Source organism: Streptomyces swartbergensis (assembly GCF_002148965.1).
In the GTDB taxonomy this organism is placed as follows: domain Bacteria; phylum Actinomycetota; class Actinomycetes; order Streptomycetales; family Streptomycetaceae; genus Streptomyces; species Streptomyces swartbergensis.
Map to the genome: position 1 here is coordinate 1 of NZ_NGFN01000238.1, position 13,576 is coordinate 13,576.

At 70.7% G+C, this 13,576-nt stretch carries 16 protein-coding genes; 3 read left to right on the forward strand and 13 right to left on the reverse strand.

Annotation, left to right across the window (positions count from 1 at the left end):
• From CA983_RS47290 to CA983_RS29930, 7 genes are all read right to left on the reverse strand, one after another.
• A partial coding sequence (locus tag CA983_RS47290; RefSeq protein ID WP_143645582.1) for a hypothetical protein occupies positions 1-323 on the reverse strand: 323 nt, incomplete at its 3' end.
• A gap of 367 nt (positions 324-690) precedes the next feature.
• Entirely contained in the window at positions 691-1,905 is a 1,215-nt protein-coding gene (gene cbiE / locus CA983_RS29905; protein WP_086603936.1) for a precorrin-6y C5,15-methyltransferase (decarboxylating) subunit CbiE, read from the reverse strand.
• 189 nt (positions 1,906-2,094) lie between these two features.
• The gene (locus tag CA983_RS29910) at positions 2,095-2,727 is read right to left on the reverse strand and encodes a GNAT family N-acetyltransferase (protein ID WP_086603937.1); all 633 of its coding nucleotides are present in this window, start codon (positions 2,725-2,727) and stop codon (positions 2,095-2,097) included.
• Positions 2,728-2,867: 140 nt separating this feature from the next.
• Positions 2,868-3,686, reverse strand: coding sequence for a MetQ/NlpA family ABC transporter substrate-binding protein (locus CA983_RS29915; RefSeq protein ID WP_086603938.1), 819 nt, complete (start codon positions 3,684-3,686; stop codon positions 2,868-2,870).
• A 118-nt stretch (positions 3,687-3,804) separates the two neighbouring features.
• Positions 3,805-4,512 (reverse strand): methionine ABC transporter permease, encoded by a 708-nt coding sequence (locus CA983_RS29920; protein ID WP_086603939.1) that lies wholly within the window; start codon positions 4,510-4,512, stop codon positions 3,805-3,807.
• Complete coding sequence (locus CA983_RS29925; RefSeq protein WP_167407497.1) at positions 4,509-5,543, reverse strand: methionine ABC transporter ATP-binding protein; 1,035 nt, start codon at positions 5,541-5,543, stop codon at positions 4,509-4,511. Before CA983_RS29925 ends, CA983_RS29920 begins: the two co-directional genes overlap by 4 nt.
• A gap of 375 nt (positions 5,544-5,918) precedes the next feature.
• Positions 5,919-6,569: an HAD-IA family hydrolase gene (locus tag CA983_RS29930; protein ID WP_086603941.1), complete on the reverse strand. Its 651-nt coding sequence runs from the start codon at positions 6,567-6,569 to the stop codon at positions 5,919-5,921.
• A 69-nt stretch (positions 6,570-6,638) separates the two neighbouring features.
• Between CA983_RS29930 and CA983_RS29935 the strand changes: the two genes are divergently transcribed.
• Both CA983_RS29935 and CA983_RS29940 read left to right on the forward strand, forming a co-directional pair.
• Complete coding sequence (locus tag CA983_RS29935; protein ID WP_086603942.1) at positions 6,639-6,998, forward strand: hypothetical protein; 360 nt, start codon at positions 6,639-6,641, stop codon at positions 6,996-6,998.
• Entirely contained in the window at positions 6,979-7,410 is a 432-nt protein-coding gene (locus CA983_RS29940) for a hypothetical protein (protein ID WP_086603943.1), read from the forward strand. The genes CA983_RS29935 and CA983_RS29940 overlap by 20 nt, the downstream gene beginning before the upstream one ends.
• 61 nt (positions 7,411-7,471) lie before the next feature.
• Here the strand turns inward: CA983_RS29940 and CA983_RS29945 are convergent, their stop codons facing one another.
• From CA983_RS29945 to CA983_RS29955, 3 genes are all read right to left on the reverse strand, one after another.
• A complete protein-coding gene (locus tag CA983_RS29945; RefSeq protein ID WP_086603944.1) occupies positions 7,472-7,969 on the reverse strand; it encodes a GNAT family N-acetyltransferase in 498 nt (165 codons plus the stop codon).
• Between the two features lie 56 nt (positions 7,970-8,025).
• Positions 8,026-8,520 (reverse strand): RNA polymerase sigma factor, encoded by a 495-nt coding sequence (locus tag CA983_RS29950; RefSeq protein ID WP_086603945.1) that lies wholly within the window; start codon positions 8,518-8,520, stop codon positions 8,026-8,028.
• An 88-nt stretch (positions 8,521-8,608) separates the two neighbouring features.
• Positions 8,609-9,787: a glycerophosphodiester phosphodiesterase gene (locus CA983_RS29955; protein ID WP_086603946.1), complete on the reverse strand. Its 1,179-nt coding sequence runs from the start codon at positions 9,785-9,787 to the stop codon at positions 8,609-8,611.
• 403 nt (positions 9,788-10,190) lie between these two features.
• On the opposite strand from CA983_RS29955, the gene CA983_RS29960 reads away from it, so the two are divergent.
• A complete protein-coding gene (locus CA983_RS29960; RefSeq protein ID WP_086603947.1) occupies positions 10,191-10,865 on the forward strand; it encodes a lysophospholipid acyltransferase family protein in 675 nt (224 codons plus the stop codon).
• 76 nt (positions 10,866-10,941) lie between these two features.
• Here CA983_RS29960 and CA983_RS29965 read toward each other — a convergent pair whose 3' ends face one another.
• The 3 genes from CA983_RS29965 to CA983_RS29975 all read right to left on the reverse strand — a co-directional run.
• Positions 10,942-12,162, reverse strand: a complete 1,221-nt coding sequence (locus CA983_RS29965) for a sensor histidine kinase (protein WP_086603950.1) — start codon at positions 12,160-12,162, stop codon at positions 10,942-10,944.
• Positions 12,163-12,167: 5 nt separating this feature from the next.
• Positions 12,168-12,836, reverse strand: coding sequence for a response regulator transcription factor (locus CA983_RS29970; RefSeq protein ID WP_086603948.1), 669 nt, complete (start codon positions 12,834-12,836; stop codon positions 12,168-12,170).
• Positions 12,837-12,850: 14 nt separating this feature from the next.
• Positions 12,851-13,576, reverse strand: a 726-nt coding sequence (locus CA983_RS29975) for a S1C family serine protease (protein ID WP_086603949.1), incomplete at its 5' end; no start/stop codon positions are given.

The window sequence follows — 13,576 nt, forward strand, 5'->3', positions numbered from 1 at the left end:
AGGTGCAGCGGCCGGCGCGGGGTGATGGGCGGGATCGGCGGCGGGTCGGGCAGGCGGACGCCGCCGAGGTCGACCGAGCCGCTGTCGCGGCCGGAGAGCTCGTGCGGGCCCGGCTGGTGCACGGCCTCGACGACCGGCTCCGGCGCGGGCGGGGCGACCTCGTTGCCCCAGGCACCATGGGAGCCCGGCAACAGCAGGTCTTCGTCCTCGGCGGTGTTCTCGGAGAGGTAGGCGTACGCACCGTGCGCGGGGGCGCCCGGCTGTTCCACCATGCCTGCGTTCTCCGGCAGTCCCTCGCCCGGGACCTGGCCGGTGTCGGTCATGCGTACCCCTCGCCCATCGGTTAGTGCTCCTACGACCAGCTCACCCGGAACGGCGCACCGACCGCCCCACAGTGAAGAACGAGCGTGCGTCCCCAGCGGCACGAACGGCCCGCCCGTAAAAGGCGACAAAGCCACTCACTGGCATTGTTGCGGCCGAACCACCGTCACGGCACGTTGATCCGCGACGGTTCCGCTGTGGACTGCGCCACGTTGCGCGTCCTCCGGTTCTGCCGTACCACACTCACCCCAAAACGGGCGGGCTTTCCGGACATTGACCGACGATCTGCCGGACGTCCGCGTGCGGTGCAGCGATCGGCCAGCCTACCGCGCGCAGTACGACAACCCGATCACGGGGAAGGCGGCGGGATCAGGCGCTGCGCCGTGGGAGCACCCCGCTGAGCAGGAACGCGACGCTCCGTTCCGTCTCCGTCCAGGCCCGGGTGTCGAGTTCGACGGACTGGAGCAGGGCGCACTCGACGCCGTATCCGTGCTCCGTCAGGTCCCGGCCGACGAGTTCGGCGGCGTCCCGGGTGGCGGCGTGCGTGACGATGCGCTGCGGGCGGCGGTCCGCCACGGCCGAGACGACGGCCGCTCCCCCGCCGGCGACACGGACGACGTCGGGTTCGGGGAGGTTCTCCAGGACGTGCGGGGCGGTGCCGTGCACGATCTGGAGCTGGACGCCGAGGCGGCGGGCGGCCGCGTCGGTGCGGGCGCAGGCCGCCCGGTCGCTGTCGACGGCGATGACGGCGGCGCCCGCGCGCGCGGCCTCGACGGCGAAGGCGCCGCTGCCGCAGCCGATGTCCCACACGAGGTCGCCGATACGGGGCCCGAGGCGGGCGAGTTGGGAGGCGCGCAGCAGCTGGGTCTCGCCCTCACCGAGGTCACCGCCGTATGCCTCGGCGGGCAGGGACCAGCCGCGTGGTCCGGCGGACGGGTCGCGGCCGGCGATCCAGCCGCCGGTCTCCCCCGCGGTGCCGGCCGGGCCGCCGAGGACGATGACGACGTTGGGGTCGCGCCAGGTGTGGTCGGCGGCCTTTTCGGAGGTGACGACGCTGACCCGCTCGTGTGTGGTGCCGAGTTCCTCGCAGATGACGAAGGTGCGGTGGACTCCTTCGAGGAGCAGGCCGAGTTCGGCGGGGCCGGCGCCGGGTGAGGTGAGGACTGCCACCTTGGTGTGGGCGCGGCATACATTCACCGCGCGGCGCAGGGTGCGGCGGTGTGCGACGACCACCTGTGCGTCGTCCCAGGGCATGCCTGCGCGGGCGAAGGCGGCGGCGACGGAGGAGACGGCGGGGACGACCTCCACTTCGAGGCCGAACTCGGGAGCGCGCAGGGTGCGTACGACGCCGAAGAAGCCGGGGTCGCCGTCGGCGACCACGACGGCCGTGCCGCGGTGGGCGGCGATGCGGCGGGCGGCGAGGGCGACGCTGCCGAGGCGGATGCGCTCGGCGCCTGCGGGTACCTCGGGGAGCGCCAGGTGGTGGGCTGCACCCGCCACGAGCGTGGCGGCACCCAGGGCGGCGCGTGCCGCGGCGGTCAGCGGCGAACCGTCCCAGCCGATCACCGTGACCCGGTCGGCCATCGTCGTCAGTCTCCAGGGTTTTCGCAGGTCGTCTGTGTGTCGTGTGGTGAGGGGCCCGCGGGCGGGCTCCGTGAGACTACCCGGTGAAGCCGGCGGAGGGGGCGGCGGTGCCGTCGCGCACGGTGTCCGTTCCGGTCGGTTCCGGTCGCCGAAGTCGGTTCCGGTCGCGAAGTCAGTTCCCCGCCGAAGTCAGTTCCAGTCGCCGAAGGACGTGAAGCCGCCGGGCAACTGGTCGCCCACGCCTTCGAGGTCCTCGGGGAGCAGGCTCCAGACGATCAGGTCGGTGCGCACCTCGGTCCACTCGCCGTCGTCCCTCCGTGCCCGGGCTATCCAGGCGCCGCGCAGCACTCCCTCGCTGATGCAGCCGATCTTCTGGGCCACCTGCTGGGAGGCGGTGTTGTCGGCCGGCGTGCGCAGTTCGAGGCGCTCGAACTTCTGGTCGCTGAAGAGCCACTGCGCGGTGATGAGCGCCGCTTCGGAGGCATAGCCCTCGCCGCGGGCCCAGGGGGCGATGACGTAGGAGATCTCGCTGGAGCGGATCCGCCAGTCGGTGTTCCGGAGGTGGACGATGCCGACGAGGCGCTGGGTGAGGAACTCGGTGACGGCGAAGACGATGCCGCGTCCCTCGGCCCGTTCCGCGGGGGCCAGTTCGGTGATCCAGGAGCGGGCGTGGGCCTCGGTGTAGGGCTGCGGGACGGAGGTCCAGGCGGTGACGAGCTCGTCGTTCATCATGTCGGCGAACGATGGGATGTCCGGCTCCTCGAAGGGACGCAGGACCAACCGCTCCGTGCTGATGGAGACGTTGGGAAAGGTGCTCGTCATGCGCCGCTCCGTTACCTTCGGTGAACCTTCAGGGCCTGCTGAACTGCCCAGCATGCAGCATGAAAGCACTGATCCGCACCACGGGGTCCTCCCCCACCGGGTGAGGGCGGACCCCGTGCGTGACGGGTGCCGGGCGGGGCTCAGAAGGAGGCGAGCACGGAGCCGGCGTACTTGTCCTGGATGAACTTCTTCACCTCGGGCGAGGTGAGGAGCTTCGCGAGCTTCTTCACGCGCGGGTCGTCCTCCTGGCCCTTCTTCACCGCGAGGAAGTTGCCGTACGGGTTGTTCTTCGGGGACTCCAGGACGAGGGCGTCCTTCGACGGCTTGAGGTCGGACTCGATGGCGTAGTTGCCGTTGACGACGGCGGCGTCCACGTCGTCGAGGGAGCGCGGCGTCTGGGCCGCCTCCAGCTCCTTGAACTTGAGGTTCTTGGGGTTCTTGGTGATGTCGGAGGGGGTCGCCTCGTTGCCGACGCCCGCCTTGAGGGTGATGAGCCCGCCCGCGGCGAGGAGCTTGAGGGCGCGGGCCTCGTTGACCGTGTCGTTGGGGATGGCGACGGTCGCACCGCTCTTCAGGTCGTCGGCCTTCTTGACCTTGTGGGAGTAGAGGCCGAGCGGCTCCAGGTGAACCGTGACGACGGGCACGATGTCGGTGCCGTTCTTCTTGTTGAAGTCGTCGAGGTACGGCTTGTTCTGGAAGTAGTTGGCGCCGACGGAGCCGTCCTGCGTCGCCGTGTTCGGCGTGACGTAGTCGGTGAACTCCTTGACCTGGAGGTCCAGGCCCTCCTTCTTCGCCAGGTTGTCCTTGACGTAGTTGAGGATCTCGGCGTGGGGGACGGGGCTCGCGGCGACGACCAGGGGTCCGTCGGAGCCGGAGTTGCCCGCGCCGCAAGCGCTGAGCCCGAGGGTGAGGGCTCCGGCGGCGAGGACGGCGGTGGTGATCTTGGCGGTGTTACGCACGAAAAGTGCCTTTCCTTATGACCTTGCGGGTGGTGCGACCCCTGGAATCAGAGGGTGCCGGCGCGAAGCGCCGTCGTTGAGGGGTGGTGGTCGGGCGACGGGCGGGCGAACGGGGAGTTCAGGAGGCGGCTTTGAGCAGCCGCAGCTTCGGGGCGGGGCCCGAGTGGGCGCCGCGGCGGTGCAGGGAGCGGGCCGCGTAGTCGCCGGCGAACTGGATGAGGGAGATGACGACGGCGAGGATCGCGACGGTGATCCACATCAGCCCGGTCTCGAAGCGCTGGTAGCCGTAGCGGATGGCGATGTCTCCGAGGCCGCCGGCGCCGACCGTGCCCGCCATGGCCGAGTAGCCGATGAGGGCGACGATCGTGGTGGTGGTGCTGGAGATCAGCGACGGCAGGGACTCGGGGACGAGGACCTTGCGGACGATCGTCCAGGTGTTGCCGCCCATGGCCTGCACGGCCTCGACGAGCCCGTGGTCCACTTCGCGGACGGCCGTCTCGACCAAGCGCGCGAAGAACGGGATGGCGCCGACGGCGAGCGGCACGATGGCGGCCTCGCGGCCGATGGTGGTGCCGGTGATCCAGCGGGTGAAGGTCATCAGCGCGACCATCAGGATGATGAACGGCAGCGAGCGGGCGATGTTCACGATCTGCCCGATGACCTTGTTGGCGACGACGTTCTGGAGCAGCCCGCCCCGGTCGGTCAGGACCAGCAGGATGCCGAGCGGCAGTCCGCCGACGACGGCGATGAGGGTGGACCAGCCGACCATGTAGAGCGTGTCCCAACACGCCTGCTCCAGCAGGGGCTGCATCTCGGACCAGGTCACTTCGCACCTTCCTTCACCAGTACGGACTCGCGGCCCGGGACGTCGATCTGGAGGCCCTTCTCGCGCAGGAAGCCGATCGGCACGACGTTGTCCTCGTAGCGGCCGGGCAGTTCGATGCGCATGCGGCCGACCTGGAGGCCGCCGACGGTGTCGATGGCGGCGCCGAGGATCGATATGTCGATGTTGTAGGTGCGGGCGAGCTGCGAGATGACGGGCTGGGTCGCGCTCTCGCCCTGGAAGGTGACGTCGACGACGGTGCGGTCCTCGCCGGAGGCCTCGCCGTCGAGCGGGAACAGCGCGGCGGCCAGTTCCGAACCCGGGGTGGCCAGGAGTTCGCTGACGGTGCCCGACTCGACGATGCGCCCGTTCTCCATGAGCGCGGCCGAGTCGCAGACCGACTTCACGACGTCCATCTCGTGCGTGATGAGCAGGACGGTCAGGCCGAGCTGCCGGTTCAGGTCGCGCAGCAGCGCCAGGATCGAGCGGGTGGTCTCCGGGTCGAGGGCGCTGGTGGCCTCGTCGGACAGCAGCACCTTCGGGTCGCCGGCCAGGGCGCGGGCGATGCCGACGCGCTGCTTCTGGCCACCGGAGAGCTGGGCGGGGTAGGCGCCCGCCTTGTCGGCGAGGCCGACCAGGTCGAGCAACTCCAGTGCCTTGCGGGAGCGTTCCCCGCCGGACTTGCCGAGGATCTCCAGCGGCAGTTCGACATTGTCCTGGACGGTCCGGGAGGACAGCAGGTTGAAGTGCTGGAAGACCATGCCGATCCGGCTGCGCGCCTGCCGCAGTTCCCTTCCGGCGCGCGAGCCCCGGCCGGCCAGGGCCGTGAGGTCCTGGCCGGCGACCGTCACGGTGCCGGAGGTGGGGCGCTCCAGGAGGTTGACGCAGCGGATCAGCGAGGACTTGCCGGCGCCGGACTGGCCGATGACGCCGTACACCTCGCCTTCGCGGACGTGCAGGTCGACGCCGTCCAGGGCGGTGACCTCGCGGCCGCGCGAACGGTAGACCTTGGTCAGGTCCGTTGTGGTGATCACGTGGGTTTCCGTCACTGTCGAGTGCGCGGGCGTGGGTGTGCCCGGGCACAGGTGCATTCGTTCAGGGACGCGACACGGTTCTCGCTGGGGCGGGGAACCGGAGAGAACATGTGCGCGGGCGGCTCGGTGTCACGCACGGCTCAGGGCGTGCGGACATGCCGCGGTCTCGCTTCGGGGCGCGAGCTCAGGGGGTGGTGCGGGGGCCCTCTAGAAGGCGCACATTCGACACATACAACGAGCACCGGGCGTCATCGTCGCCTCGGTCGCGGGGATGCGGTCGCTCGTCGTGGTCATGCCGCCAGTAAAACACGCGTAGGGTCCTGACCGGCCGCCGCTGTCCGGATGCTGGACAGTGGTGGACAGGGTCGGGGTCCATCACTCGCAGAGGGAGATCTCGACACCCTGCTCGGTGACCAGTGCGGACAAGGCCGACAGGTTCTCGACCACCAGGTCGGCCTGGAGCTCGTCGGCTTGGTGGGTTGTGGTCAACGCCACGGTGGTCATGCCGGCGGCCCGGCCGGCCGCCAGACCCGCGGGGGCGTCCTCGAAGACGACGCACCGGGCGGGGTCGACGCCGAGGGTGCGGGCGGCGAGCAGATAGGGCTCGGGGTCGGGCTTGCCGCGGGTGACGTCGTCGGCGGCGACGAGCGCCTTCGGCAGGATGCCGACGGCGTCGAGCCGGGCCTCGGCCAGCCGCCGGGTGGCGGAGGTGACGACGGCCCAGCGCTCGGCGGGCAGGGCGTCGAGGAACGCGCGGGTCCCCGGCAGCAGGTGCACACCGCCGCCCGGCACGTCCTCCACCTCAAGGTCCTCGATCCTCACGACGGCCTCCGGCACCACGTCGGCGGGCAGCAGGTCGGCGGCTATCTCGGCGGCCGGCCGGCCGTGCAGCTCGACCCGGGCGAACTCCTCGGCCGTGATCCCGTACTCCGTGGCCCACCGTGTCCAGCAGCGGTCCACCGAGGCGAGGGAGGACACCAGGGTTCCGTCGTTGTCGAACAGCAGGGCGTGCGCGTGGATCTTCATGCCCTCGACCCTACGGTGCGGGCCAGGGCCGCAGGCACCGGGCCTTTTCGGCCGTAATAAGGTCACAGCATGCTTGATGCCCTGACGCTGGTGACCGGCGTCGCCGCGCTGCTGCTCGCCGCCTGGTGCGGCTGGGCCGCCTACCGTGACCAGCCGACGAAGGACTGGCACTTCATCGGGATGGCCGTGGTCACGCTGCTGACGCTGATCCAGCTGGTGGTGGGAATCGTGCTGCTCGCGCGGGGCGAGAAGCCGGAGCAGGGCACGACGATCTTCGTGGCGTATCTGCTGGGGGCGTTCGCGTGCGTCCCGGCGGCGGGGTTCATGTCACTGGCGGAGCGCACCCGGTGGGGTTCGGTGACGGTCGCCGCCGGCGGTGTGGTGCTGGCTGTGCTGGAAGTGCGGCTCTATGACATCTGGGGAGGCTGAGGTGAGCCGGCGGCGGCTGACCAGCGGGCCGGGCACGCTGCTGGTGTGGCTGTACGGCGTGATGGTCGTCGGGGCGGTGTCGCGGTCCGCGTATCAGATCGCGACGGAGTTCGACCGGGCGCCGCTGGCGTATTCGCTGTCGGCCGTCGCGGGTGTCGTGTACGGGTTCATCACGTACTCGCTGGTGCGGGGTGGGGAGACGGCTCGGCGGGCGGCGCTCGTGTGCTGTGTCGCGGAGTTGGTGGGTGTGCTGACGGTGGGGACGTGGACGTTGATCGAGCCGTCGGCGTTTCCGGATGCGACCGTGTGGTCGGACTTCGGGATGGGGTATGTGTTCATCCCGATTCTGTTGCCGGTGTCGGCGATTTACTGGCTGCGGACGTCGCGTGCGCGGCAGGGGGATGCAGGCTGAGGGGCGCCGGCGACTGCGGGTGCGTCGTGGTTGTTCGCGCAGTTCCCCGCGCCCCTGAACATCAAGCTGTCGCCGCGTAGGTTCCGGCCGGCTTCTCCAGGACGATCATCGGGATGCCGTCCGCGCCCTGGGACGTGCCCACCGTTTCGTAACCCACCTTGCGGTACAGGCGGAGGTGGCCCTCGCTGCGGTGGCCGGTGTGGAGGCGGAAGCGGGTGGCGCCGTGCTGGTCGGCCAGGGCCGATTCGGCCGCTCGGAGGAGGCGGGCGCCGATGCCGTGGCCCTGGAGGCGGGGGTGGACGCAGAGCTTGCCGATCGAGGCGGCGCCGTCCTCGGTGACCGAGCCGCGGACCGAGCCGACGACCTCCTCGCCGAGCCGGGCCACGAAGACGCAGTCGCGGGCGACCTCCTCGCGGACCGAGTCGAGGGTTTGGACGAGCGGATCGATGCGGTAGTTGCCGTACAGCGCGGCCTCCGGCTGGAAGCACAGGTATTGCAGCCTGAAGATCTGCTCCGCGTCCTGCTCGGTCGCCGCAGAGATGGTCACGCTCATGCCCATGTGCGCACGCCTCCCGCTCATCTGATCACTGTCGTTCCTCACTCCTATCCCCGTCCTCAACGGGCCGCAACCTCCGGTGTGAGCAATCTGCGCAGACATCCCAGGCATCTGGAACGTTCCGGGCCAAGACTCCCCTGTGAGATACCCAACTCCCCTGCGATTTCCCGGTATGTCAGGTCCTCGCGAGAGAGCAGGGCCTCCATCAGCCGGGGGCAGCGGCCCGGGAGGCGGCGTACGGCCGCGCGCAGGGCACGGCCGCGGGCGGCGGCGAGGGCGAGCTGTTCGGGGCCACGGTCGCCGTCGTCGGCGGGTTCGATGCCGTACGGCCGTTCGAGGCGGGTCGTACGACGGGTGCGGCGCACTTCCGATCGGACGGCCCGGCGGAGCCATTCCTGCGGGTCGAGCGGCGGACCCTCGGCGTCGAGGCGCTCCAGCAGGCGGAGCCAGACCGCCTGCTCCAGGTCGCCCGGCTCGGCTCCGGCGGCATATGCCTCCGCGGAGGCCTCGGCGGTGAGCAGTGGGCGCAGGGCGGTGAGCAGGTCGTGCGTCATATGCGGAGCGACGCGGCCGCCCGGGCCGCGGGTTGCCCGGGCGGCCGAAGCTCACTCGACCGGGTGGTGTGAGCTCACATGTTGACGCTCAGTCGCTGACGAAGTCCTCGCGGGCCAGCAGGCCCGTGTCGGGCTGGTCGGTGAAGACGCCGTCGATACCGGTCGCGAAGTAGGCCTTGTACGCGCCGAACACGTCACCGTAGGCGTCCGCGTCCGTGCCCTTGCGGAAGTTCGCGGGCAGGAAGGGGTTCTCGTTGCGCAGCGTCCACGGGTGCAGGATCAGGCCCACCTTGTGCGCGTCCGCGACGAGGGTCGTGGGCTGCGTGAGGCTGCCCTTGGCGTCGCGCGGGATGACCAGGTCGAGGGTCGGGCCGATGCCCTGCGCGTAGGAGGCGATCTCCCGCAGGCCGGCCGGCTTGACCAGGTCGGCGACCGTGCGGGGGTCGCCCGTCTCGACGAAGTCCCAGGGGCGGGTGTCCGCCGAGGACAGCAGGACGACCAAGGGGTTGTCGACGAGCTTGTTGAGGCGCTGGATGCTGGTCGGCTCGAAGGACTGGAGGATGACCGGGGAGGTGCGCCGGTCCTTGCGGTACTTGCGCAGCAGCTTGGTGACCCGCTCCTCCAGGGGGAGGCCCTGCTTGCGGAAGTAGGTGGGGTGCTTGAGCTCGGGGTAGATCCACACCTGCTTGCCGCGCTTGCGGGTCTGCTCGTCCTGCCACTTCAGGACCTCTTCGAAGGTGGGGATCTCCCAGCGGCCGTTGTAGAGGGTGTTGTGCGGGCGGTTGGCCGGGATGCGCTCGATCGCCCGCAGGGTCTTCAGCTCGGCGAGCGTGAAGTCCTCGGTGAACCAGCCGGTGGTGGAGACGCCGTCGAGGAGCTTGGTCTTCTTGCGGTCGGCGAACTCGGGGTGGTCGGCGACGTCGGTGGTGCCGCCGATCTCCGGCTCGTGACGGCAGACGAGGTGACCGTCCTTCGTCGGCACCAGGTCGCCCGCCTCGACGATGTCGGCACCCATGTCGAGGGCCAGCTGGTACGAGCCGAAGGTGTGCTCCGGACGGTAGCCGCTGGCCCCGCGGTGGCCGACGATCGTCGGCTTGGGCAGGCTCTTCAGCCCGCCATGCCCGCCATGCCCGCCATGCCGGGCGCTGTCGGCTCTCGCCGTGCCGGTCACGCCGAGGACCGCTCCCCCGGCGCCGAGGACCGCCGCGCCGAGCAGGGCCCGCCGTCCGGTTCCGCTCGTCTCCTCGTTCGGCCTCTGCGTTCCCATGAGCGCCCTCCCTGCCGTCGGCTCGTCAGTGCGGGCCGATCGTACGGTCGCGTACATGACGGGTGGGAGACGCCGGGCGGAACACGTGGGTGACGACGGATGTCGTAGTGGCCGGTGGGGGCGGGGAACTGACGGATCGTCGACGGCTCGTCGAGTTCGTCGCGTCGTGGCGATTCGGTGCGGCGGTTCTGGGAACGCGTCCGATACGCCCGGGGAGCGACGTCCGTCACATGTGGCGGACGGATTACACATCGTCGACGGCGGGTCACCGCAGGTAAACACGCGTCAACGGTACGTAAGACCTCGGTTAAGTGGCCGTGCCCGATGTGCGCGACCCCCGGGACCCCGAGTATCGTCCTCACCTGCACAGACTCATACCGCATCCCTTGACACGGAGGGCCCGTTGTCCCGCTTCGCGCTCATCAAGGCAGTGCTCGGCCCGATCATGCGCCTGATGTTCCGCCCTCAGGTGGAAGGTGCGGAGCACATTCCCGGCGACGGTCCGGTCATCCTGGCCGGCAACCACCTGACGTTCATCGACTCGATGATCCTGCCGCTGGTCTGCGACCGTCAGGTCTTCTTCATCGGCAAGGACGAGTACGTGACCGGGAAGGGCATCAAGGGCCGGCTGATGGCCTGGTTCTTCACGGGCGTCGGCATGATCCCGGTGGATCGTGACGGGGGCCGGGGCGGTGTCGCCGCGCTGATGACCGGGCGCCGGGTGCTGGAGGAGGGCCGGGTGTTCGGGATCTACCCGGAGGGCACGCGGTCGCCCGACGGGCGTCTGTACCGGGGGCGCACCGGGATCGCCCGGCTCACGCTGATGACGGGGGCGCCGGTGGTGCCGTTCGCGATGATCGGTACGGACAGGCTTCAGCCGGGTGGGGCGGGGCTGCCCCGGCCGGGGAAGGTCAGGGTCCGGTTCGGTGAGGCGATGGAGTTCTCCCGGTACGAGGGCATGGACCGGGACCGGTATGTGCTGCGGGCCGTGACCGACTCCGTGATGAGTGAGGTCATGCGGTTGTCCGGGCAGGAGTATGTGGACATGTATGCGAGCAAGGCGAAGGAAGCGGCGTAGTTTTTTGGCTGCGGACGCATGGCGGCTGGTCACGCTCACGCGGCGGAGCCGCATATCGGACAGAGCCCCCGCGCCCCTATAGGGGCGCGTTCTCCGGCGGGCCGCCATTCGTCTGACCGTCCCCCGGTGCCGGGAACCACAGGACGAACGTCGAGCCCTCCCCCACCCGTGAGAACAGGCGGACCTGGCCGCCGTGTGATTCCACGATCTGTCTGACGATGGCCAGGCCCAGCCCGGCATGACGGTCTCGCCCGCCGCCGTTGCCCTTGGCCCGCCAGAAGCGGTCGAAGACCCTCGCCCGGTCGTCGTCACCTATCCCCGGACCCTCGTCCCGTACCGCCGTCCACAGCCAGGAGCCGTCCCGGCCGGCCGCGACGGTGATGCGGGAACCCGGTGGGGCCAGCCGTACCGCGTTCGACAGCAGGTTGCCGACGGCCCGGCGCAGGGCGTCGTGGTCGCCGATGACCGTGAGGCCGGGGGCGAGACTGCGGTGCAGGAGCTGGCCGCGTTCGGCGGCGAGCGGGGCGAACTCCTCGCAGGCCTCGCCGGCCGCCGCCGCGAGGTCGACGTCGGCGTCGGCCAGGGCGGGGGCGCTGCGGCGGGCGGTGGCGAGCAGGTCCTCGACCAGGCGGGTCATGCGCGTGGTGGCCCGGTCGACGCTGCGGGCGGCGATACGGCGGTCCTCCTCGTCCGAGTCCTCCGCCGTCAGTACGGCGTCGACGTTGGCGCGGATGATCGCCAGTGGGCTGCGCAGTTCGTGGGAGGCGTCGTCGATGAGCTGGCGCTGGGCCCGGAAGGCCTCGTCGAGGCGGTCGAGCATGGAGTCGACGGTGTCGGCGAGGTCGCGCAGCTCGTCCTTGGGGCCGGTGAGGCGGATGCGCTGGGAGAGGTCGGTGGCCTGAATGTCGGCTGCCGTGCGGGAGATCGCGCGGACCGGGCGCAGGGCGCGGCCGGCGAGGATCCAGCCGATGACGGGGCTGGCCACGGCGAGCGCGCCGAGCACGATGAAGGAGAAGTTGCGCAGGTTGCCGAGGGTCTCGTAGTTGACGGCCGCCTCGACCTCCTGGAGCTTCACGGCGTCGAACTCACCCATGTAGACGCCGTTGACGTACTTCTCGGCGCGGAACTGCTTGCTGACCGGGTGGGCCTCGCCGCTGCGCTCGACCGCGAAGTAGGTGGCGCCGAGGACGAGGGCGGTGAGGAGGAAGAGGAGGCCGGAGTAGAGGACCGTGAGGCGGAAGCGGATGGTGTGTGTGAAGGCGGGCAGCCGGATCCGGGTCCTGAGCGGCCGGAGCATCGTCGTCACGGCAGCTCCTTGAGGCGATAGCCCTGCCGTATCACGGTCTCGATGAGCGGCTCGTCCTCCCCGGTGACCTTGCGGCGCAGGGAGCCGACGGTGACGCGGACGGTGTTGGTGAACGGGTCGGCGTGTTCGTCCCAGACGTGTTCGAGCAGCTCCTCGGCCGGGACGACGCGCCCAGGGCGGGTCATCAGGTAGTGCAGGACGCCGAACTCCTTGGGGGTGAGCGGGAGCCTGCGGTCCCCTCGGTACGCCTCGAAACGGGCGGTGTCCAGGCGGAGCTCGCCGACCTCGACGACGGACGTGCCGCCGTCCTCGCGGCGCAGCAGGGCGCGGATGCGGGCGAGGAGCTCGGGGAGCGCGAAGGGTTTCACGAGGTAGTCGTCGGCGCCCTCGTCGAGGCCGCGTACCCGGTCGGCGAGGCGGTCGCGGGCGGTGAGCATCAGGATGCGGGGGCCACCGGGGGTGGCGCGGATGGCGCGGCAGACGGAGAAGCCGTCGCCGTCGGGCAGGTTGAGGTCCAGCAGGACCAGGTCGTAGTCGTTCACGGTGAGCTTCTCGGTGGCGGTGTCGACGTCCGGGGCGACGTCGACCGCGTAGCCGGCCCTGATCAGGCCCACCTTGAGGGCGACGACGAGGTCCTCCTCGTCCTCGACGACCAGCAGTCGCATGGGCGCGGCCCCCTTCAGCCACCGTCGATGATGGTCCGGGCGGCCTCCACCGCGTCGCCCACGGGGATCGCGAAGCCGATGCCGATGGAACCGCCTCTGTTCTGGTCCAACGTCGCGATGGCCGTGTTGATGCCGATGACGCGCCCTTCGTCGTCGACGAGCGGTCCGCCGGAGTTCCCCGGGTTGATCGAGGCGTCGGTCTGCAGCGCCCGCTGCCGTCCTCCCCCGCTGTCCTCACCGAGCCTGACGGAGCGGTCCAGGGCGCTGACGATGCCGGAGGTGACGGTGCCGCTCAGACCGAGCGGGGAGCCGATGGCCAGGACGGTGTCGCCGACGGCCGGGCGGGTGCCGGTGGCGAGGTCGGCGGCGCGCAGGCCGCGGGACGTCTCCGGCTCCAGTACGGCGACGTCGTGGGCGGGGTCGTCGCCGATCACCTCGGCGGTGAGCCGACGGCCGTCCTGGAGCTCGACCGAGACGCGTGAACTGCCGTCCACCACATGCGCGTTGGTGAGGATGCGGCCCCGCTCGTCGAAGACGAACCCGGAGCCCTGTCCGCGGTCCGTCTGGACGGAGACCACGCTGGGCAGCACCCGGGCGGCGACGGCCTGGAGGTCGCCCGGGGCGCGGGCGGCCGATGCGGAGGCGGGCACGGGGTCGTCGTCGCCGAGCGCCCCGGCGGCGTATCCGGCCAGACCGCCCGCGAGGACGGCGGCCAGGACGGCGGTGGCCAGGGGGCGGTG